The organism is Candidatus Nitronereus thalassa (genome assembly GCF_032191465.1).
Classification (GTDB): Bacteria; Nitrospirota; Nitrospiria; order Nitrospirales; family UBA8639; genus Nitronereus; species Nitronereus thalassa.
The window spans coordinates 2,224,227-2,246,823 of record NZ_JAQOUE010000001.1; the positions used below are offsets into that span (position 1 = coordinate 2,224,227).

Annotated in this window: 19 protein-coding genes; 17 read left to right on the forward strand and 2 right to left on the reverse strand. The window is 49.8% G+C overall.

What is annotated here, in order from left to right; genetic code table 11:
- Nucleotides 1–260 precede the first annotated feature (260 nt).
- A complete protein-coding gene (locus PPG34_RS10010; protein ID WP_313833125.1) occupies nt 261–761 on the forward strand; it encodes a hypothetical protein in 501 nt (166 codons plus the stop codon).
- Nucleotides 762–917: 156 nt separating this feature from the next.
- Here the strand turns inward: PPG34_RS10010 and PPG34_RS10015 are convergent, their stop codons facing one another.
- The gene (locus PPG34_RS10015) at nt 918–1,277 is read right to left on the reverse strand and encodes a hypothetical protein (protein WP_313833126.1); all 360 of its coding nucleotides are present in this window, start codon (nt 1,275–1,277) and stop codon (nt 918–920) included.
- 207 nt (nt 1,278–1,484) lie between these two features.
- On the opposite strand from PPG34_RS10015, the gene PPG34_RS10020 reads away from it, so the two are divergent.
- The 7 genes from PPG34_RS10020 to PPG34_RS10050 all read left to right on the forward strand — a co-directional run bounded on the left by PPG34_RS10020 (nt 1,485) and on the right by PPG34_RS10050 (nt 9,166).
- Nucleotides 1,485–1,823, forward strand: coding sequence for a 4a-hydroxytetrahydrobiopterin dehydratase (locus PPG34_RS10020; protein WP_313833127.1), 339 nt, complete (start codon nt 1,485–1,487; stop codon nt 1,821–1,823).
- On the forward strand, nt 1,816–3,747 hold the full coding sequence (locus PPG34_RS10025) for a RiPP maturation radical SAM C-methyltransferase (RefSeq protein ID WP_313833128.1): 1,932 nt from the start codon (nt 1,816–1,818) through the stop codon (nt 3,745–3,747). Before PPG34_RS10020 ends, PPG34_RS10025 begins: the two co-directional genes overlap by 8 nt.
- 125 nt (nt 3,748–3,872) lie before the next feature.
- The gene (locus PPG34_RS10030) at nt 3,873–4,625 is read left to right on the forward strand and encodes a hypothetical protein (RefSeq protein WP_313833129.1); all 753 of its coding nucleotides are present in this window, start codon (nt 3,873–3,875) and stop codon (nt 4,623–4,625) included.
- 2 nt (nt 4,626–4,627) lie between these two features.
- Nucleotides 4,628–5,725, forward strand: coding sequence for a hypothetical protein (locus PPG34_RS10035; RefSeq protein WP_313833130.1), 1,098 nt, complete (start codon nt 4,628–4,630; stop codon nt 5,723–5,725).
- Complete coding sequence (locus PPG34_RS10040) at nt 5,722–6,918, forward strand: Lcl domain-containing protein (RefSeq protein WP_313833131.1); 1,197 nt, start codon at nt 5,722–5,724, stop codon at nt 6,916–6,918. Before PPG34_RS10035 ends, PPG34_RS10040 begins: the two co-directional genes overlap by 4 nt.
- A gap of 97 nt (nt 6,919–7,015) precedes the next feature.
- Nucleotides 7,016–8,134, forward strand: coding sequence for a S1 family peptidase (locus PPG34_RS10045; RefSeq protein WP_313833132.1), 1,119 nt, complete (start codon nt 7,016–7,018; stop codon nt 8,132–8,134).
- A 45-nt stretch (nt 8,135–8,179) separates the two neighbouring features.
- Entirely contained in the window at nt 8,180–9,166 is a 987-nt protein-coding gene (locus tag PPG34_RS10050) for an NAD-dependent epimerase/dehydratase family protein (RefSeq protein ID WP_313833134.1), read from the forward strand.
- A gap of 111 nt (nt 9,167–9,277) precedes the next feature.
- Here the strand turns inward: PPG34_RS10050 and PPG34_RS10055 are convergent, their stop codons facing one another.
- Nucleotides 9,278–9,547 carry a hypothetical protein gene (locus PPG34_RS10055; RefSeq protein ID WP_313833135.1) on the reverse strand — a complete coding sequence of 90 codons (270 nt, stop codon included), beginning with the start codon at nt 9,545–9,547 and terminating at the stop codon, nt 9,278–9,280.
- Nucleotides 9,548–9,771: 224 nt separating this feature from the next.
- On the opposite strand from PPG34_RS10055, the gene PPG34_RS10060 reads away from it, so the two are divergent.
- From PPG34_RS10060 to PPG34_RS10100, 9 genes are all read left to right on the forward strand, one after another.
- Nucleotides 9,772–10,467 (forward strand): DUF502 domain-containing protein, encoded by a 696-nt coding sequence (locus PPG34_RS10060; protein WP_313833136.1) that lies wholly within the window; start codon nt 9,772–9,774, stop codon nt 10,465–10,467.
- 139 nt (nt 10,468–10,606) lie between these two features.
- Complete coding sequence (locus PPG34_RS10065) at nt 10,607–11,257, forward strand: TetR/AcrR family transcriptional regulator (RefSeq protein ID WP_313833137.1); 651 nt, start codon at nt 10,607–10,609, stop codon at nt 11,255–11,257.
- A gap of 24 nt (nt 11,258–11,281) precedes the next feature.
- Nucleotides 11,282–12,391, forward strand: a complete 1,110-nt coding sequence (locus PPG34_RS10070; RefSeq protein ID WP_313833138.1) for an efflux RND transporter periplasmic adaptor subunit — start codon at nt 11,282–11,284, stop codon at nt 12,389–12,391.
- Nucleotides 12,388–15,648, forward strand: a complete 3,261-nt coding sequence (locus PPG34_RS10075) for an efflux RND transporter permease subunit (RefSeq protein WP_313833139.1) — start codon at nt 12,388–12,390, stop codon at nt 15,646–15,648. Before PPG34_RS10070 ends, PPG34_RS10075 begins: the two co-directional genes overlap by 4 nt.
- A gap of 22 nt (nt 15,649–15,670) precedes the next feature.
- On the forward strand, nt 15,671–17,023 hold the full coding sequence (locus PPG34_RS10080; RefSeq protein ID WP_313833141.1) for a TolC family protein: 1,353 nt from the start codon (nt 15,671–15,673) through the stop codon (nt 17,021–17,023).
- 254 nt (nt 17,024–17,277) lie between these two features.
- Nucleotides 17,278–18,885 carry a peptide chain release factor 3 gene (locus tag PPG34_RS10085; protein ID WP_313833142.1) on the forward strand — a complete coding sequence of 536 codons (1,608 nt, stop codon included), beginning with the start codon at nt 17,278–17,280 and terminating at the stop codon, nt 18,883–18,885.
- A 147-nt stretch (nt 18,886–19,032) separates the two neighbouring features.
- Nucleotides 19,033–20,748: an FAD-binding protein gene (locus PPG34_RS10090; protein ID WP_313833144.1), complete on the forward strand. Its 1,716-nt coding sequence runs from the start codon at nt 19,033–19,035 to the stop codon at nt 20,746–20,748.
- Nucleotides 20,748–21,707, forward strand: a complete 960-nt coding sequence (locus tag PPG34_RS10095; protein WP_313833145.1) for a succinate dehydrogenase/fumarate reductase iron-sulfur subunit — start codon at nt 20,748–20,750, stop codon at nt 21,705–21,707. Before PPG34_RS10090 ends, PPG34_RS10095 begins: the two co-directional genes overlap by 1 nt.
- Nucleotides 21,704–22,591: a CoB--CoM heterodisulfide reductase iron-sulfur subunit B family protein gene (locus PPG34_RS10100; protein ID WP_313833146.1), complete on the forward strand. Its 888-nt coding sequence runs from the start codon at nt 21,704–21,706 to the stop codon at nt 22,589–22,591. Before PPG34_RS10095 ends, PPG34_RS10100 begins: the two co-directional genes overlap by 4 nt.
- The last annotated feature ends 6 nt before the right edge of the window (nt 22,592–22,597 follow it).

Consider the following 22,597-nt stretch of genomic DNA (forward strand, 5'->3'; position numbering starts at 1 on the left):
AAACCCTAGATTGCCAGTATGGGGGCAACTTTGGGGGCAACAGGTAATCTGCAAAATATAAATATCCTTTAATACGATATAGTTACTCGAACTTTTCGGTAGTCGCCACCTCCACCAATGAGAAAGCCCTTGGGTCGAGTTGATCCAAGGGCTTTTAATTTGAACAAATCTGCATCAACGCATTCAGAAATTCAAACCATGTGCCGATAAGAAAAGAAGAGGGAACAGAAAGCCGGCTTCACAAACAGAAGGGAGTCTCCATGAAGACCAAATCCTTCTTCTCCAAAACGGCCAACGTGTTAGCAGGCGGAACCGTCGTCCTCTTGATTTGCCTTCCCTCAAGCTCTTGGGCCTGCCACGAGCATCCCAACCCCATCGCCTTTCAACGCCCACTCCCCAACGAATCAGACCTCTTGCCTAATGGCATGATGGCTGTAGTTTATAGAAGTGAACAAGGGGAAGAAATCATTCATGTCACTGTGCATCGCATTCATATGATTCTGGCCGGCTACCATCCCATGCTCCCTGAACGGCGAGACCCCCAGTATACTGTCCTGCAAACTGACGGCACCCTTAACCCCATGACCTATGTGATTCGCACCAATGCCTTGTATTATGGCGTAGGGCAAGATGTGATTGGCTTTCCTACCAAAACCTGGATTGATCCGGATGAGGATGGCCTCAATGGCAATGAACAAGCCACCTTTCATCCAGCGCAACCCATGGAAAACATGACGGCACAGGCGCCTTTCGCTCGTTGAATTGTCAACTTTACTCGGCAAGTAATTCATTTCTAAATGAAAAAAGCCCTTGGGCAAACAAAACCTGAGGGTTTTTTTCTCGTAAGATTAGGTCTATACCAATTGTTAATGTAAAAGTGCGGGTCGGATCAATGCCAAAGTATAAAGGATGAGGACCTAGCTTTCCATCATCTCCAAACGAGCATCAAACTCGTGGCCGCAAGAGACGCAACGAATACAATCTGATTCGACCATGGGCTCATCGTCTCGAATCCCCATCCCCCCACAATCGGGGCATTTTGCCAGATGCAACACCTCGTCATTGAGATTTTCGTACCGGGTCCCCCGCAAGCAATAAATTGGTTCTCCGTCCAGAAGCCAGGGCTGGCACGCCTTGTTCACGACAGGAAGGACCAAATAGTGATGATTGGCATAATCTTGAATCTCTTCAGGAGTATTTAGGCCGTCCTTTATTAATTTTCCAGTCTTCGCCTCATAAATAGCAGAACCTTTCACAATTGCCTTTGTCGGACCCATGAAGCACCTCCCGGTTAAGGAATCGCCCATTTTACCTAGATGTATGATTTTCCAAGTATGCCACAAAATCCCTCTTCAGAAGCAAGGAATTTGTGCATGGGGTTTTTGGAAGTCTATAATTCTAGCTGATAAAATAGGGACCTTTGGTTTTCCATTTTTCCAAAGACGGGAAATTTTCGAAATTCGAAATTTCAGAGGAGGGACATAATGAGTTTGGCTGATAACGAATGTGTGCCATGTCGAGGTGGTGTTCCGCCGGTGGAACCGGCCAAGGCGCAGGAATTGCTCAGACAATTAGAGCAGGGATGGACCTTTAATGCTCAAGGCCATCTCGAACGAGAGTATGCCTTCAAGAACTTTGCGGAGGCTTTGGAATTTGTGAACAAAGTCGGGGCGATTGCCGAGGAGCAGGGGCACCATCCCGATCTCCATTTGGCCTGGGGCAAATGCAAGGTGGAAATTTGGACCCACAAAATTCAGGGCCTCACTGAAAGCGATTTCTTTTTCGCAGCGAAAGCAGACCGCGTGTATTCCAGTAATGGCTGATTCACTCATCACTATCGCTCCGTCTTCTCAGGTGAACTCTTCGCTCGAAGAAGAACCTTGGACTGATCCCAACGGGCAGCCACAGATCGCCCTGCTCGCCATGCCGTTCGGATATTCGAAGTTCCCCTCCATTCAGCTGGGCACTCTGTCCCGTGTGTTAAAAAATCAAAGTATTGGTTCCAAGAGTTATCATTTTAATTTGCTGTTCGCCCAACGCATTGGCCTTCAACTCTACGAAGTGCTGTGTGAAAAACGTGGAATGATCGGCGAATGGCTCTTTTCTTCGATCCTCTTTCGTGACAATCCCAAACATGCCCAGTACCCCGATGTCTTCAAGCCTGTCTTTGAAAGCACGGCTCAGGAGGCGGGGTGTTCGACGGGATTCTTGGAAGAGGTGGCACACAAAATCGCGCCCCAGTTTCTCACCGAAATTATGACCTCCTACGATTGGGATCAATACAAAATCGTCGGGTTCACTTCAACCTTTGATCAAAACATGGCTAGCCTGACGATGGCCAAACTCATCAAGGATCTCTATCCCGATGTTCGTATTGTCTTTGGGGGTGCCAACTTCGATGGGGAAATGGGGTTGGAACATTTCCGCGCATTTCCGTGGATTGATTACGTAGTGGTTGGTGAAGGGGAAGAGGTCTTTCCTGTTTTGGCAAAAAAAATATTGTGCCAAGACGAGAAAAATTTTCCGCCAGGCGTGGCGTATCGCCAAGATGGCCAGATTCAATTTCAACCCAATACCAAATTATTCACGAGGTTCACTGATGTCGGCCCGCCGGATTATGACGATTACTTCGAGATGGTCCGTGAACTGGAAGGGCAGGGGTCAACCGGGCTCAACCGTATTTTGCTGTATGAGGGCTCACGCGGGTGTTGGTGGGGAGAGAAACATCATTGCACCTTCTGCGGCTTGAATGCGCAGTCCATGCAGTTCCGCGCCAAGTCATCAGAACAAGTGGCTCGAGAAATGGACCTGCTCTCCAGCCGTTATGACACCACGCGCTTCCGTCTGGTCGATAACATAATCGACTTAAAGTACATCGATAATTTGTTTGGAAATTTTGCCTCTGGGCATTATGACCTCGATGTGTTTATCGAGACCAAAGCCAACCTCACAAAACACCAAATTCAAACCCTCGCTCAGGGCGGGGTCAAATGCATGCAGCCAGGGCTCGAAAGTTTAAGCGCTGCACAACTTAAGGAAATGGATAAGGGCGTGAGCCCGCTGCAAAATATCCAATGTTTGAAATGGAGCCGTTACTATAACGTGGATGTGAATTGGAATATTTTGTTGGGCTTTCCTCAGGAAACCAATGAGGATTACCAACGCCAGATCGATCTCATCCCCGCCATTTTCCATTTTCAGCCGCCGGAGGGGACCGGCAAACTTTGGTTGGAACGTTTTAGCCCCTATTTCATGCGACCGGAAGACTATGGAGTGCGAATTACCGGTCCTGGTTCTGCCTACGAATATGTGTATGACCCAAGCAAGGTCGATCTAAATAAAATCGCCTACGATTTTGAATATGAGATTAATTGGAAAGTCGAGCCTCATCTCTATGAAGAATTGGTTCGCCTGGTCATGGAATGGCGGGCTCGGTATTTCTCGGACAATCGGCCCTTTCTGTATTTTGCCAAAGCCATGAGTTACGTAACGGTCTACGATGGCCGCACCGATCAACCCACCAGCGAACGGTTTGATTGGCCGTCTTCCACCATCATTGCATCCTGCAATGAAACGCCCAAAACCTTGGACCAAATTCGTCGAGAAGCAACCACGGCCTCAAACTCCAAAGTAGAAGCCACCGCCTCCATAGAAACCGCCATAGCAACCCTTGTCGCCAAACGCGTCGTCATAGAAGACAAAGGTCGCTATTTCACGCTTGCCCTTCCCGTGAACCAAAATTTTTGAGACAAATCCCCCTCGGCTCATTCCCTCCGCTAGATTTTCGTTTCTTACCGAGCTAGACTTTCCGTGACAACTCGCGTACATGATGCACCGCGAGAGGTTTCTTTTTTCACATGGAAGAACTCAGGATGAGATCATTCCTTCAACGATTCTTTTTAATTCTGATCACTTGCCTTCAGGCTTTCCCTCTCCTCACGTGGGCCGACACCCAACTGAAGTATCAAGACCGTGGGACTTATCACGAAGGGATCAAGCCGAAGCCTGTCTCCGGCTATGATATCGAACTGATTTCCGTTCTTGCGGACTATCGCGAACCCACGACATCACTCCCAGAGAGCCTCACCATTCAGTTTTATCTACCGGAAACCACGGAAGTTCATCTGACTGTTCGCGAGATCGATTACCGAAAATTTTATTGGCTAGATCAGGTCAGATCTTCGGCGTCATGGGCGAAAGGGTTCGGGAATACGTTTTCATGGTCAACAGAAACTGTCCTCCAAAGCCTTGATCGCAACATGGATATCTACGACCTAGGTGTCCTCACGCGCCTAGGACAACCCACCCCGGCCAGTATCGAGTATATTGCCCCGGCAATTTTGTACCATACGGTCCCTCCCACCACGGTGAAAGGATATTGGTTTACGCTCAAACCCAATGGCCGGGCCTTGGTCAATTGCGCGGTCTACCCTAAAGAGTCTGATACTGCGATTTGGTCACGTACTTTTCGGCGAAAACCAGCTGGGCAGCCGTTCTCCGTGGAATGGGATGCATCTCACGCGCAGGAAGGTTCGTACATGTTTCTCGTCACTGGCTATTTTCTGGATAGCAATCAACCTATTCAGCAAACCGTCCATTTTTATCACAGGCCTACGGTGAAATGAGCATGACCACCCCCAAAGAGAAACGGTCCTCTCAGAACGCTTGGCCCTCATGGATAACCTCAGGAAGTACCCTCATCGGCGGGTTGCTCCTCCTGGCGCTTTTCCTGATGTACTGGCCTACGCCATCGCATATTTCCTTAGAAACCACTGTCAGTCGTGCAGAAATGACGCTAGGCACGTTTCCGAGTCAACAAATTCTAAATCCGCTTGAAGTGGAATCCATCTCCTTTGGGCAGTTTTCCAAGATCGAATTCCACCCCTCTGTTTTACAGGTCGCCGATCCCAACCAGTATGATATGCAAACTGATTCCTTTGCCCCTGAAGCCTGGCAACCACTCACCATGTTTGGATATATCCGGTTTTCCAACCAAACCCCGAGCACGTTGGTGACAATACACCCGGAAGACCGAGGCCAAAAAATTTTGGGGACTTTAGAGCCCATTCATGTGCGCGAAGAATCCAATGTCATTTTTGAGATGGACGAGCATGATCCCAGCACCATCACGATGAAAATTTCTGGGCCCGAGACTCGTGTGATATTAACCCCCACCCAACCATTCGAAATCATTGCCGATGAGACCAAGATCGATGGCATCAAGGACATGCCCTTTCGTGAGGAGCCCTCCCTGACCTTTCGACCCGACCTCCCGGAACGCCGACCCCAAATCGAAATTCGAGGATCGGAACAACTCCTGACGTTGACAGTGAAAATCACCCGGTCTCCCAAAAATCACATGCTTTCGGATCAGCCCATGACTGTCAGCTCTTTGGACTTCTCTCGACAAGGGCCAACCGGCAATCGAGTGACGGCTTTGGTCCAACCAGGCACCTTGCATTATCCAGACTTCAAAGATCTGCCGGTCCACACCATCCCAGCCACCGACTTTGTTAGCATTGAGCCCAAAAAGGTCATGACGATCAAACACATGATGCTGCAAGAAAACCAACCCGGCCTAAAGCTCCTCCTAGACGGCACTGCCAAACACATTCAATCCGGATCCTCCGAATTTCCCATAGACCACCGGCTCTCAAAATTTGACGAACTGTGGAACAACACCAAAGTTCAGTTGCTCTATGGGCTCTGGAAAGACATTAAATGAGGCTGGTCTCGACAATGCTGTGGTGTTGTCTCGTCGTGGCCATTGGAAGTAATTTTGGACTTCCTCAGGCGATCGCTCAGCCGATTGAAAATGTCAATCCCTCTGTTGTGAAAATCGTTTCCCAGGTGAATGGCAAAACCAAAGTCGGCACGGGGCTGGTGATTAGACTGACACAAAACGCCGCCTATATCGTGACCGCTTCCCACGTTGTAGAAGGCGACCCGTCACCCAAAGTGGAATTTTATCCACAGCGAAATCATTCGGTCTCCGCGCGAATCGTCGGGCTTGAGGGTGGGGACGATCGAGGATTAGCCGGGCTTCTGGTTGAAGGCACCCTGCCTCGGGGTATTCATCCAATGCCTCTGAATGCACAAGTGGATGTCCGACCTGGCGATGCGGTAACTTTGGTGGGCTTTCCCCGTATGGCTGGAGTACCTTGGGCCGTTACTACCGGGGAGACGGTTGGACGAAAAGGACGTGACTTGGTCTTTTCCGGCCCAGTGGATGAAGGCAACTCCGGCGGTCCTTTACTCAAAGGTCAGGAGGTTATCGGGATCGTCTCCGAAGTTGGTTCTCCCTTTGCCTATGCCGTTCCCTCACTTATCGCACAATATACTCTGGAAAGTTGGGGCGTGCGATTTGGCGTTCACCTCCGAAGCCTACCCGCCACTGTCTTGCCTCAATATGTCGTGCATATGATTCGAAACAACCGCTTTCACCATCCCGCCGATCTTAGGGACACGGGATTTTCCGGTTTTGTGTTGGGCGCCTTTAAACACGAGTTTGCGACACTTACGAAGGACGGGAATTCCGTTGTCCTTGATAAAGCCACGGGCCTCATGTGGCAGCAAGGTGGATCAGACAGGGATATGTTTCTTTCTGATGCCGAAACCTATGTGCAAACCCTCAATGCCACCCGATTGGCAGGTTTTTCAGACTGGCGGCTTCCCACGGTCGAAGAACTCGCTTCACTCATTGAACCCATTGGTGCCCACGAAAACCTCTTTATCGATCCTCGATTCTCTGCGATCCAAACGGCTTGTTGGACAAGCGATTCGACTCGTGACTTCGTAAAACTCACGGATTCCTGGATTGTAAATTTTCTCCAAGGGAGCGTGTATTCGGATACCTCAAAAACAAAGTATTTCACGAGAGCGGTGCGATCTCTCGGTTCCACCCTGACCACTCCTTGAACAAGTTGATGTTCTTCAGCCCCCTGGTTCTCTTAATTCCCCAAAACATGGTATTCTTTTTACGCCAAGATTGAGCCTACTCGCCACAGGACCACCTATGCGATTCAAGAATTTCTTTCTTCCGCGATTCGTCATTTCTTTTTTCATCCTTTTTCTCTTGATGGACGGATGGACGTGGCCTCCCCAGGCATCGGCCACGCCGATTCAAGAACTCAAGCAGGGTGTGGTAAAGATTACCTCGACATTTGGGGGCAAACAGCGTGTCGGAACTGGGATCATTATCAAACTTGATTCCGATGCCGCCTATATCGTCACGGCTTCCCATGTGATCGAAGGAGATCCACATCCCAAGGTGTCCTTCTTTTCCAAACCGAATCGTCCGGTATCGGCAAAAGTCATTGGCTTGGAAGGTGGTGATCAACGTGGTTTGGGGGCATTATTAGTGGAAGGGACGCTTCCTTCCGATCTCCAGGCATTGCCTTTGAATCCTTTCCTTCGTGTGTCTGGCGGAGAAAATGTCACCTTGATCGGATTTCCTCAAATTGCCGGAACCTCATGGGCCGTGACTCCTGGAACGATCGCTGGCTCCAGTGGCCGAGATTTATCGTTCACGGCTCCTGCGGATGAAGGCAATTCCGGAGGCCCATTGCTCATGAAAGGGCAAGTCATTGGCATCATCACAGAAGTGGCCGGATCCTTTGCACATGCCACGCCGGCTATTATCGCGAAGTTTGCCCTGGAATCCTGGGGAGTGAAATTTCCGCAGTCGACACCTCCCAATGAATCGAAGGCAGGGCCTATACCCTCTGGGCCTGATCACCCTGAAGAACCCGTCATCGCCTCGACTTCTCCCCAAGGCTTGGACCTGACCGGGACATGGCGAAATGTCGCCAATCCAGCCATTTCGTATTCGCTGGATCAAGATGGCTCCGAGATCACCATGGAGGAATTCACGCTCAACATGTTCGGGCCTGTCATGACGGCGAGTGGGGAAGGACGCCTTCAGGGAAAGACCCTGACTTTAACCTATGTCACGGCATTTCAGACGGGCGGGAAAACCGTCATGACGATTTCCGAGGATGGACAAACCATGAGCGGCACCTTCACGGATTTGGTCTCTGGAGTGACTCTACCCCTATCACTAGCACGGCAACCCAATGATGAAGTACCAACCAACGACCTTTCCCAATTTGATCTCTTCAAGCAATTTCAATGATTCCTTTTCAAGCGCAGGGATGGAGACAGCAGGGAGACCTAGCAGATGATATCATTGGTGCTTGGCGCGACCGGCCAATTAGGAGCCAACCTCGTTCGGGCCTTATTGGCCAAAGGGGATGAGGTCCGTGCTGTCGTTCGACCCTCAAGCCAAGCCATCACCCTTCAAGGAATCGAGATCGAGCGAAGGCCGGGAAATCTTAATGATCTTGATTCCCTAGTCCAAGCCTTCCAAGGTGTGGATGTTGTCTATCACGCTGCCGCCTTTTACCCAACGTCCCAATTCTCTGGCGACGCCGCCACCGCTCAAGCCCTTCAGGAAACGAACAATGTGCTGGAAGCCATTCGGCGATGTTCAGTTTCTCGTCTGATATTTACGAGCACCTTGACCACCATTGGCTTTCCCACCACGACCGGCCGTCTAGCTGATGAAACTTGTCCATTCAACACTGCCTTTCGCAACAATCCGTACTTGGTGGCTAAGGCGGCCATGGAAGAAGTGGTGCTGCACGCGACTCAGCAAGGGGCCCCAGCCGTGGTATTAAATCCCACCGTCTTCTTTGGTCCATACGATCATACACCTACCAGTGGCACACAAATTCTCATGATTGCGAAACAACAGATGCCAGCTTATATCGACGGGCCCACCAACGTAATCGATGTGCGGGATGTAGCCGCCGCCCACATCAGAGCAGCAGAACACGGACGGATCGGAGAACGCTATATCATCGGCAATTGGAACACGTCGCAACGAGCACTCAATCAACTCATTGCGAAGGTCGCGAAAGTGCCAGCTCCCACCTTTGCCATTCCCTTCCCCATTGCGCGCTTTGGGTCCAAATTAGGTAACTGGGCTTCACGCACCCTTCTTCATCGCCCACCAGCCATTCCAGTCTTCTTTGTCGAAATGCTTAAGCATTTACAACATTACGATTGCACAAAAGGGCTGACTGAATTGGAATACCCTCAAAGCCCGATTGAACCGGCTATTCGAGATTCGTTGAATTGGTTTCGAGAACAGGGATATGTGTGAGGGAAAAAAGAGAAGCAGGCCTGAGAAATCATTGGGAGAGGGTCATCCCCAATGATCCCAATTCGTTATTAGGTCGTTATTCTAAACGTTTAACGCTGTCACCTTTAAAGGTTAGGCCGTGCCTCCGGCCTCCTTTTGCCCTCGGGCTAAGATTTCTGCAAAACGTTTGCCGACAATACCGGTGACTTTGCTCATTACGTTCGTTAGATCTTTCCATTCTTCCGCAGTTAATTCGGCTTTTAAACTCGGATGCAATCCCCAATTGGCCGTCACTTCCTGTCCTTTTCGTTCCACATGCACGTTGAGAATTTCGGTTTCAATAGGGTTTTTGGGGGATGCCGGTGGATTGCCTTGATTTTCTTGAGGTCTTTCTTCTGCCATAACCGTTCTCCTTACTTAAAACTCTCCAGAGGGCGTGGCCTTACTGTGACGGCTTCGAGTCTTGGGTGTCAAATCACAGGATATGAGATTTTCCCACTTTTCCAGGTCTCAATTCCCACTTGTCTCAACCCGTGTCCGGCGGTAGAGTCAAGAATGAAGGTTGTGAACACGAAGTATACATTGACTCCCCCTGCAACCGGGATCTGGTAAGAAGGACCATAGAGATGGCAGTTGACTGGAAAGAAATCCTCAAATCCCTCAAAGACGAAGCCGTCCCCAAGCGATGGGACATGAATGAGTTGACCAGGAATTTTTTTGAAGGCCTGTTTCTTCTCGTCCCGGTGGTTGTCACCGTGGTCGTTGTACTCAAATTATTTGAGATCATCGATGGCTGGTTGAATATCCCGATTCCCGGCCTAGGGTTTGTGATCACACTCCTCCTTATCACACTGGCTGGGCGCTTGGCCTCCAATGTATTTTTCCGAGGTGCCCTCGGCTCTTTCGAAAAATTGCTCACTCGAACGCCCTTCATCAAACTAGTCTATACCTCGTTGAAAGACCTCATTGAAGCGTTTATGGGTGAAAAAAAGCGGTTTGATCAACCGGTTATGGTATCCCTGGTCCCGGGAGGGCATGCTGAGGCCATCGGGTTTGTGACCAGGAAAAGTATGGATATGTTTGGCCAACCGGACCACGTGGCTGTGTATTTTCCTCAATCATACAATTTCGCCGGAAATTTATTGGTGTTCCCCAAGGATCAAGTTCGGCCCATCGACGCGGAAAGTTCTGAAGTCATGGCCTTTATTGTCTCCGGTGGAGTTTCCGGAAGAGCCAACAACGGATCCGAGTCCGATTCTTCCTCTCCTGACCCGATTCCTGCCCTTCCTCCACCTGGCGATTCTCCAGACCCCTCGCGGTAAGTTTCCATAGTCCCCTGTCCATTTAATGGACCATCTGAACCTGCCGAATTTTAAAAAATGAATGATCATTCTAGCTTGTAGAATTTTTTCTCATGGCATAGAATACTAATTCAATTTTTGCTCATTGGATTCATGGCCCATGGACCCTCGAACCAAGCGGAAACAGCGTGAATACGAAGCTCGGCGACAGGAAATTCTGTCAGCGGCAGAATGTCTGTTTTCAAAAAATGGGTTTTTTAAGACCAGCATGGCCGAGATTGCCCAGGGGGCCCAGTTTGCTATGGGAACCGTTTATCGATTTTTTAAAAGCAAGGAAGAGATTTATATTTCCATTGTGGAAGCCAAAGTTGAGGAATTAGCCGAATTACTCGATGAAGAAATTGCTCTCGTAAAAACCCCGAGTGACAAAATTCAAGCCTTCATCCGCGTGAAACTCGATTATGCAGATCGCCACCGCGATTTTTTCCGCATCTATGTTTCCGAGTGGAGTGGTTATGAATGGACGATCAAGAGCGCCTTTGGCGAGCGTGTCTGGAAACTCTACATGGCCCAAGTCGACTTGGTGGCTGATCTGATTAAAGAGGGCATCCGACGGAAGGAATTCAGGAAAATTGATCCCAAGGACGCTGCCCTGGCGCTGCATGGAATGTTAAATTCCACGATGTACGTATGGATTTTACAAGCGAAACCCAGCGAATCGTTAATCGACAAACGCAACCTCATCAGCACCTTATTTTTGAATGGCATCCAAAAGGAAAGTAAACCAAGCTACATCCGTCGGGTCGTGTAAAATGTTTTTATTGTGATTGTAGATATGAAATCCGCTTCCCTACATCGACTACCCTTCACTCTTTTGGCTGCCGGCCTCCTTGTTGGCACCATGGGGTGTAATGAGCAGCAAGCTGCTCCTCCACCGCCAGGACGACCACCTGCCCCGGTTCGCGTGGCCTCTATCCTCAAGCAACCCATTCAACAATCGGTGACCTTGGTCGGCACGGTAGAGCCCTGGAAGCGTAGCATTGTCGCCAGCGAAATTGAGGGATTAGTCCAGGTCTTTCCAGTAGAAGAGGGTAACCAGGCAAAAAAAGGGCAGGTGCTAGCCCGCTTGCGTACCGCCACCTTGAATATTCAATTGGATTCGGCATTAGCGTCTCATCGTGAGGCTCGGACCCGATATCACCAAGCTCAACAAGATTTAGGACGAATCCGCGTCTTGTTTGATAAAGAACTCGTCACCCAAAAAGAATTCGATGATGCACTAGCCGAAGAAGGCGCCCTACGTGAACGACTTTCGCAGCTCGATGCGGAAATTCGACGAGTCAAAGACCAATTAAAAAAATCTCAGATCTTGGCACCCTTTGATGGATGGATTACGCAGGAATTCACAGAAGTGGGTCAATGGGTCGAAGCCGGTGGGCAAATTGTCGAAATGGTCGATCTATCTCATGTGAAAGTAGAAGTGCCCCTCCCCGAACGATATATAGGAGATATTCATACTGGGAATTCAGCCGAAGTCTCATTTGATAGCCTGCCGGACTTAACGGCCAAAGGCACCGTCTTTTCAGTCGTGGCGCAAGCCGATCGAGTGGCTCGAACCTTTCCAGTAAAAATTGATATTCCTAATCCCAATCTTACGATTAAAAGCGGCATGGTGTCGCGTGTCACGCTTAAGGTAGGGCATCCTCACGAGGGAATCGTTATTCCAAAAGACGCACTGGTGCTTCGAGGGGGACAGGAATTTGTCTTCCTCGTCAACGAGGGAACCGTCGGACAAGTCCGCGTAAAATCGCTGGTACATTTGGATGAATGGGTTGAAGTTTCGGGTGATGTACAGGAAGGTATGTCTGTAGTTGTCGAAGGCAATGAACGTTTGTTCCCTGGGCAACCCGTTCGAATACTTGATATGCCACAACCAACTTCATGAGTATTATTCAATCTGCCATACGCTACCCGGTAACAACCGCGGTCGGGGTCATTCTGGTCGTATTGTTCGGAATGGTCTCCCTCACCAAACTTCCGATCCAACTCACTCCTGATGTGTCGAAACCCGAGATCACCGTGGAAACACGATGGCAGGGCGCCAGTCCCCATGAAGTCGAGCGTGAAATCGTGGACGAACAGGAAGAACAGCTCAAGGGCGTCGAGGGACTCGAAAAAATGACGGGAGAGAGTTCCTATGATTCCGCCAATATTGTACTGCGATTTCCAACCGGGACGAACACTGACACCGCCCTGCTTCGGGTATCCAACCGCCTAAACCAGGTCAAAGAATACCCTGAGGAGGTTGATGAACCCGTGATCAGTAGTGCGGATACCCGGGGAAACGCCATGGCCTGGTTTATTTTTCGACCATTGGAAGGCAATCCGACAAATATCGAAACCATGCGGGACTTCGCGGAAGACGTGATTAAAGCACGGTTTGAACGAATCCCCGGGGTCGCTGCGTCGAATGTCTATGGCGGACGGGAGCGAGAACTCCAAGTGTTAGTTGATCCCGGAAAATTAGCCACACGCTCATTGACCGTTCGGGAATTGGCGCAAGCATTGGATCAGGAAAATCGTGATTTTAGTGCCGGTGATTTTGAGGAAGGGAAGCGCTCCTATGTGGTTCGAACTGTGGGGGAATACCGAAGCCCTGAGGATGTGGGAAATGTGATCATTGCTCGACGCAGTGGCGCTCCTGTGTATGTTCGGGATGTCGCCACGGTACGCATTGGGTATAAAGATCCTTCTCACGTGGTCCGCCAAATGGGGAAAAGCTCCATTGCGGTCAATGCCATCCGTGAAACTGGGGCCAATATCCTAGACACCATGACGCAATTGAAACATGCGGTGAATGGTCTTAATCAAGACCTCTTAAACGAACGAGGATTTGAACTCTTTCAAGTCTATGACGAGACGGATTACGTCTATAGCTCTCTGACCTTGGTTCAACAAAACCTCGTGATCGGCAGCATACTCGCCATCACTATTTTGTTTCTCTTTCTAAGAACGGGGAGCACCACTCTGGTCATCGGCTTGGCCATTCCCATTAGCATCATGGGCACGTTCATCGCCCTGTGGGCCTTGGATCGAAATGTGAATGTCATCAGCCTCGCGGGAATGACCTTCGCAGCGGGAATGTTGGTCGATAACTCCATCGTGGTGCTAGAGAATATCTATCGCCATCGGGAAGCCGGGAAGCCGCTCTTTCAAGCCGCCTATGATGGTACCACCGAAGTATGGGGTGCTGTCCTGGCCAGTACGCTGACCACCATCGCCGTATTCGTGCCTATTGTGTTCATTGAGGAACAAGCCGGGCAATTATTTCGGGACATTGCCATTGCGATTAGCGCCGGCGTGGGCCTGAGTTTGATTGTATCCATTACCGTGATTCCTTGCCTGTCCGCTCGGATTCTGAAGATCCGAAAGGCTGAAAAGAGTTCTGAAATTCCAAAGTCCCGTGTGGCAATCTTGGCCCACGAATTGGTTGATGGCGCCCATCGAATGGCCGAACGAATGGGATTGAGTGCAGACCGAATTGGGGATTTCGTTTATTGGATGTCCGGCAGCGTGCGTATTCGCATTGGGATCGTACTCGGATTAACTCTTCTGGCGATTGGCATGACGTGGCTCCTCCTCCCCAAAGCCGAGTATCTCCCGGAAGGAAATCGCAATCTGATTATCGGGATTGTGCTTCCTCCTCCTGGATACAACATTGATGAATTCATCAGAATGGGTGAATCCATTGAAGCGGTCCTTGCTCCTTATTGGGATGCTCAACCGGGAAGCCCGGAGGAAACGGCCTTAGACGGCCCAAGTATTAAAAACTTTTTTTATGTTGCTCGGGGTCGGTCCGTCTTTATGGGAGGACGCACCAATGATGATTCCCAAATTCGAAACTTGATCCCCGTGTTTCGACGTGCCGTGGCCGATGTCCCTGGCGTGATTGCCATTGTGACCCAAAGTAGTCTCTTTCAACGAGGTCTTGGAGAAGGGCGTAATATCGATATCGAAATTACTGGACCAGAATTGGATACCCTTGTCGCCTTAGGCGGTCAAATATTTGGCCAAGTCCGACAAGTCTTGCCCGAGGCGCAGGTTCGCCCAAAACCCAGCCTGGATCTGGGTAGCCCGGAAGTACGTGTCCGGCTCAAACGCGACCGTGCGGCAGATGTCCAAATAACGAATCAGGAATTGGGTTTTACCATTGATGCATTGGTGGATGGTGCCAAAGCCAGTGATTATCAATATGAAGGAGATGAAATAGATTTAACCATTCGTGGCGTGGATCGGTTTGCCAATCGAACGCAGGATTTGGCGAACTTACCCATTTACACGCGAGGGAGCAGGCTCACAACCGTTGGAGACATTGCAGATGTCCAATTGCTCGCTGGTCCTGAACAAATCAATCATTTGGAACGAGAACGCGCGATTACCGTACAAGTCATTCCCTCTGAACAAATGCCTTTAGAAACCGCCATGGACCTCATCCAGGATCAAGTGCTTCTCCCCATCAAAGAAAGCGGGCGCTTGGGACGGTTATATAATGTTCGACTATCCGGCACTGCCGACGACCTCACCAACACCTATGACGCAATGAAATACAATTTCCTGCTGGCATTATTCATTACCTATTTATTGATGGCGGCGTTATTCGAAAGCTTCCTGTATCCCTTTGTGATTATTTTCAGCGTGCCATTGGCCGCTGCGGGAGGCATTCTGGGATTGGGGCTGGTCAACCTCTTCGTGGCCTATCAACCCCTAGACGTCCTGACCATGCTGGGCTTTATCATTTTAATTGGCGTCGTGGTAAACAATGCAATATTAGTCGTCCATCAAGCCTTGAATTTCATGGATCCTCACCGGCGAATTCTTTCCGCATCGGGAGAAGTTGAAGCCAACGAAGGGATGCCTATTCGGGAAGCCATTACCGAATCCGTCCGATCTCGGGTTCGTCCAATCATGATGAGTATGTTGACCACAACCTTTGGACTACTCCCACTGGTGCTCTCCTCCGGTGCGGGATCAGAACTTTACCGGGGAATCGGCAGTGTCGTGTTAGGCGGACTGATTATGTCTACGGTCTTTACCCTTCTAGTCGTACCTGCCTTGTTTAGTTTGATCATGGAGTGGAAACTTAAACGGAAAAATATGGTCGCACGGAATGAGATAGTCCCCGAAGGGGTGCAAGAAACCTAATCATGCGTGAGAACCCTTTATCATGATTAACATGAAATGGCCCATTTGCTCCTTCACGATGACGCTTGGTTTCTTGGCATGTCTTATTGTTCTGCCTGGCATGTTCAGCCCTGCTTTCTCACAGGACGAGTCACCACCCAACCAAAAACTTCCTGAGCTGCGTCTAAGTTTGCGTGATGCCATGAAAGCTGCCGTCGATGAAAACCCAACGGTGCAATTATTTAAGGAACGTATCACCCAAGCAGAAGATCAAGCCTTTACCCAACTCGGAACACTTCTTCCGAATGTCTCGGCAAGAGCCAGCGGCGCCCGACGACGGTTTTTCTTTGGATCCTTTGCCGGCGGATCTGGCGTGTCGACCCCGCGAGATTTTTATGAAGCGCGTGTGGCACTTACTCAAAGTATTTTTAGCCTTAGTCTTATTCAAAAATGGCGTGCGGCCCGAACCAACGTGGAGGTCTCTAGCTTAGACTCAGAAGCCAACAAGATGGATACGATGGCTACTGTAGGACTGTCCTATTTAGAAACCTTACGGGCCAAGGCTGCGGTCAAGGCCCGCATGGCGGATGTCACCCTCAATAACGAACTCCTTCGCCTGGCAGTAGAACGAAAATATGCGGGAATGGCCACCAGCCTGGATGTCACGCGTGCCAAGGTTCAATTGGAAAATGAAAAGCAACGGCTTTTGGTCGCCCGCAATGAATACGATCGTGCCAAACTCAACCTCATTCGCGGCATAGGTCTATCATTCGACATCGCCCTCGTGCTTACCGACGAACTTGAAATTCGCCAAATTCCCGAGCAAACGGTTGAAGAAGCCTTGCAAATTGCCACGGAAAACCGTGTTGAGCTTAAAGCGCAAAAGAAACGTGAACGATTGGCAGAACTCTCCTTGAGTTCAGCAACGTTAGAGCGCGTACCGTCATTGACCGGAAGTGGAGATGTCGGGATGATCGGCAACCAAATTCCGGATGCACTGACAACAGACAATGTGCAATTGCTGTTGTCCATCCCCATTTTTGACGGAGGTCAACGGGAAGGCCGCATTTCAGAAAGTCGAAGCCTGGTTCGGCAAGAAAATATTCGGACTAAAGACATCCGCTACCAAGTTGCGCTGGAAGTTCGAGATGCACTATTGACGCTGGAATCTACCCAACAACAGGTGACGGTGGCGGAGAATGGCCTTCGGCTTGCGCTGGAAGAACTCGATTTGGCCCGTCAACGGTTTGCGGTTGGCGTGGCAACCAACATCGAAGTCACAGATGCTCAAAATTCGGTTGCTCAAGCCCGTGATAATGTCATTGAGGCCTTGTTTAATTTCAATGCCTCTCGTGTGAATCTCGCTCGGGCTCAAGGGCAACTGGAAAGCCTCTAAATAGCGTGAATGTATCTCGTCGCTCGTATCTCGTTCAGGACTCACTATCGGTTTGACCAGCCTGAACCTCATTTGCTAGACATAGCCTTTTCCTCGAACCTACTCTAGCCAGAATGCCGAACATCATTTAATTTAGAAGTGTCTACTCGCTTAGACACCATCCCGTTATAAATCCCAACCGTCATGCCAATACCTTTAAGCGGAAGTTCAGGTTTGGAATTTTTCACCACAGACAGGATCAAGACCTAATCAACATGGCTTCATACGATTCACAAATACAAAACGATGTCCGAGCGCAGGCCAAGAAACGCCGCACATTTGCCATCATCAGCCACCCAGACGCCGGAAAAACCACAGTCACGGAAAAACTATTGCTGTATTCTGGCATGGTGCGAACCGCCGGCATGGTCGGCAGTCGAAAAAGCTCCACCACGGCCACATCAGATTGGATGGGCATGGAACAGGAACGCGGGATTTCCATTACCGCCTCAGCCATGCAGTTCAAATACAAAGGGGCGGTAATTAATGTCTTGGATACTCCGGGCCACCAAGATTTCTGTGAAGACACATACCGAACGCTCACAGCAGCAGATAGCGCGATCATGGTCATCGATGCAGCCAAGGGCGTAGAAACGCAAACCAGAAAATTGTTTGAAGTCTGCCGCCTGAGAAAAATCCCGGTTCTGACACTGATTAATAAAATGGACTTGCCTGGCCGTCCCCCTCTCGACCTCATGGCTGAAGTTGAGGAAGTTTTGGGCATTCATGCTAGTGCGATGAACTGGCCCGTTGGCTCAGGACAACAGTTTGTCGGTGTGGTCGACCGAACAAGCAAGCAGGTCTCCCTGTTCAAAAAAATGGCTGCCGGAGGTGCCGCCAAAGCGAGCAGGACTGAAATTTCGTTGGACAGCCCGGAAGCCAATTCCCTCATCGAAGAAGAAATCCTCGCGCAAGTCCATCAGGATCTGGAGCTACTCGAAATCGCCGGTAACCCATTTTCCGAAGAACAATTCTTGCGCGGCGAAGTGACCCCGGTCTTCTTTGCTTCCGCACTGACCAATTTCGGCGTGGAAAACTTTTTTGATGCCTTTGTGGATATGGCACCCGCAGCCACACCACGCATTGCGGATCGACCTGATGGAGAAGAAATTGTTGTCGATCCGATCAACACTCCCTTTAGCGCCTATGTCTTTAAACTTCAGGCCAATATGAATCCCCGGCATCGTGATAGTACAGCCTTCCTTCGTGTCTGCTCGGGACGGTTTGAACGTGACATGGTGGTGAAACATCATCGATTGAAAAGCGAGGTGCGATTATCTCGCCCGCATAGCCTGGTCGCCAGCGAGCGCAACACCGTGGATATGGCCTATCCCGGCGATATTATTGGCATCATCAATCCTGGACAATTTGCAATTGGTGATACGATTTCCATGCAAGATGGGTTTAATTACAAACCCCTCCCGCAATTTCCAGCCGAGGTGTTTGCACGGATTCATCCCACCGATGTGGGGAAGCGCAAGGCTTTTGATCAAGGCATGGCACAGATGGCGGCAGAAGGAACCATTCAATTGATGAGGAGTTTGGATGAGCTGGAATTTTTTGTCACCGCTGTCGGTCGTCTGCAATTTGACGTGCTTCAATTCCGTCTGAAGAATGAGTATCGAGTCGAAACACGATTGGAGCCTTTATCCTTTGAATGCAGTTCTTGGCTGGTCGGGGATGTGAATACCTTTCGTCCACCCTCGGATGCCATGGTTGTCAAAGACCAACAGGATCGCCCTGTGGTGCTTTTCAGATCGCCTTGGTCCAAGAACTTTGCCAGGGAACGCAACCCCGATCACGATTTGTTGGAAATGGGTTAACTGTTATCCCCCCAAACAGAGTTTTTTCGCCATCTCCCTAAAGAAGAATCTTTGCAAAAGTTTGTCATTTTTCTCGCGTGATATAATACAAAAGGACATGAAAACTTACAGGCAGATCTTTTCTGACATTTGAAAATTTTTTAAGTAATGACCACTACATATACCTATGACGTCCTGGTTCTTGGCGCTGGCCTAGCGGGAATGCGGGCGGCCCTAGCTGCGCATGAGGCCGGAGCCAAGGTTGCCATTTTAACCAAAGTTCATCCAGTGCGGAGCCATTCCAATGCGGCGCAGGGGGGCATTAATGCGGCGCTCACCGATCGTGGAGATCAATGGGAAGATCATGCGTTTGAAACCGTGAAGGGAAGTGACTATTTAGGTGATCAGGATGCCATCGAAATTCTCGCGGAGGAAGCCGGACAGGACATCCTCACCCTCGAACACATGGGGGTGATTTTTAATCGAAACGATGAAGGCCGATTAGGCACCAGACGGTTTGGCGGTCAAAAACGAGCGCGAACGTTTTTTGTTTCGGATTTCACCGGGCAGGCCATGCTTCATGTGTTGTACGAACAAATCATGAAGGCCAACCTCCCGGTCTTTGAGGAATGGTTCGCGACATCTGTTGTCCGAGATGACGACGGTCGATGTGCTGGAGTCGTGGCGTTTGAAATTCGATCCGGCACCTTTGCTTTTATCAAGGCCAAGGCCGTGATCATCGCCGCTGGTGGATTGGGTCGTGTGTTTGAACCTAGCACGAATGCCATGATTTGTACCGGCGACGGCATGGCCATTGCTTATCGCGCGGGCGCCCCCTTGATGGATATGGAGATGGTGCAGTATCACCCAACGACTTTGAAGGGGAAAGGTCTTTTGATTACTGAAGCCGCTCGAGGAGAAGGGGCCTATCTTGTCAATAAGGACGGGGAGCGATTCATGGAGCGCTATGCCCCGAACATGATGGAATTGGCTTCCCGGGATGTCGTATCGCGGGCAGAGCAAATTGAAATCAATGAGGGCCGCGGAATCAATGGATGCGTGTTATTAGACTGCCGCCATTTGGGCAAACGATTGATTCAAGAACGGCTTGGTCAAATTTACGCAGAAGCGAAAACCTTTGCGAATATTGATTTAACTGAAGAACCTATTCCAATCCGGCCAGGTATGCATTACAGCATGGGAGGAATTAAAACGGACGTGGATGGTCGTTGTTGGGATCGAAAGGGAGTTTGGGTAGGGGTCCCAGGATTATTTGCCGCAGGCGAAACAGCCTGCTTGAGTTTACATGGTGGCAATCGTTTGGGAGCAAATTCTCTGTTGGATACCGTAGTTTTTGGCAGGCGAACCGGAACCTGTGCGGCAACCTATTCTCAATCCGTCAATGAATCACACGTCTCCGCTTCTATTGCGGACAGCGATCAACAGATGGTCAAAGAATTTTTACAACGCAGGGCAGGGGCCGATACCATCGCCGCTATTCGTGAAGACCTTGGAACTACGATGAACTCCTATTTAGGAGTGTTTCGTAATCAGGATGGTATGGAAAACGCACAATGCAAGTTGCCTCTTTTTCGAAACCGATGGAATCAGGTGGGTATTCAGGATAAGGGACGCGTGTTTAACACCAGTCTTGTTCGAGCATTAGAATTAGGTATGATGTTAGATTGTGCGGAGACAATCGTCCGTGGAGCCATTACACGGACCGAAAGCCGAGGGGCGCATTTTCGAGCCGACTATATTCAACGAGATGACGAACATTGGCTCAAGCATATATTGATTTATCATTCTCCTGAGGGACAGCCTCATATTGACTATCTTCCGGTTCACCTTACGCGATGGGAACCCCAGGTCCGAGTTTACTAATGCCCACCACCTTTCGCATAAAACGTTTCAATCCTGAATCCGAATCACCTCACCCTTTTTTCCAAGACTTTGAATTCGAAACGGAACGCGCAGATACGATTCTCGATGTCCTCATAAAAATTCGAGAGTCGATTGATGAATCGTTGACGCTTCGGTGTTCTTGCCGAGGAGCGATTTGCGGCTCGTGCGGCATGCGTATCAACGGACATGCCACATTAGCCTGCAAAACAAAAGTGTCGTCTCTTGAATCTCTTGATGGGGCTATCCACATCGAACCCATGAACAACATGCCTGTCATCAAAGATCTCGTGACGGACATGGGTGGATTTTGGGAAAAAATTCGACACGTGCGACCGTGGCTTCAACCGAGTGGACCTGAACCCAAGACTGAGTACTTGGCATCCCCGGAATCGATGAGCCATTTAACAGGTGTGATGGGGTGTATCATGTGCGGGGCTTGCGTATCGGATTGTGCTGCCCTGGAAGTCGATCGCGATTTTTTAGGCCCCGCAGCCTTAGCCAAAGCCTATCGATTCGTGGCCGACCCCCGAGATGGTGCCAACGCTTCCAGATTATTGGACCTGAATCAACCTAGTGGCATGTGGGACTGCACCCGATGTATGGAATGTATTGAGGTCTGCCCCAAAAATGTTGGGGCTATGGAGCGGATCATGACCCTTCGGGCCAAGGGCATTGAGCAAAATGTCCCCTCGACCTGCGGGTCCCGCCATGCCGAGGTGTTTGCCGATCTTATTGAACAAAAGGGGCGTTTAGATGAACCCATGTTAGCCATGCGAACCTTCGGGATTGGCAACATTAGGCACATGCTGTCATATCTTCCTATGACTCTTCGTGCATTGATGCGGGGAAAACTTCCAAGGTCTGGTCCATTACACTTGGCCATTCCAGGGATTGATCGAATACGTCGTCTTTTTCGCCACTGGAGGACCCGCTCATGAAATATGCCTTTTTCCCTGGCTGTGTATCGAAAGGTGGTTGCCCTGAATTGTACCAATCCGTGATGCAGGTTTACCCACGTCTGGGCATTGAGCTTGAAGAAATGACCACGGCCTCTTGCACAGGCGCCGGCGTGTTGCAAGAAAAAGATCCCCGATTGGGTGATCTTCTTAATGCTCATACCCTGGCTCTGGCCGAACAGCAGGGGCTCCCCATCATGACGATTTGCAGCACCTGTCAGGGCGTGATGAGTCAGGCCAATCATCGGCTCAAGTCCAATCCCTCGTATTTAGCTGAAATTAATCAGGTTCTGGAAAAAGAGGGAATCACATATCGTGGAACTACAACAGTCAAACATTTTGTGTGGATACTGCTGGAAGATATTGGAGAAGACACGATCCTCCAGCATGTGAAACAATCTCTAACAGGCCTACGAGCTGCTCCGTTTTACGGCTGTTATTTACAGCGGCCAAGTGACGCCCTTGGGTTTGACGAAATTCCATCTCGTGCTAAATCTCTGGAAACCGTGATCGATTTGTTGGGTGCGGAGGTTGTCGACTTCCCTGGTAAAACTCGGTGCTGCGGGCTGCCTCTTCTGACGATCAACGAACCCAATTCGTTAAAGATGGTGGCTCACCACACCTCGGATGCCAAAGAACATGGAGCCGACCTTATGGTCACGCCCTGTCCTCTGTGTCACTTGAATCTGGATGGACTACAATCGAAGGCTGGCACACAGAATGGAATGAAGATCGGTCTTCCCATCTTACACTTGCCCCAGTTATTAGGATTGGCTATGGGCATGAAACCCAAAACTCTAGGAATGAATCGGAATTTGGTCTCTACACAATCGGTGATGGAGAAAATCGGGGTAGGCACCACCTAGTACACA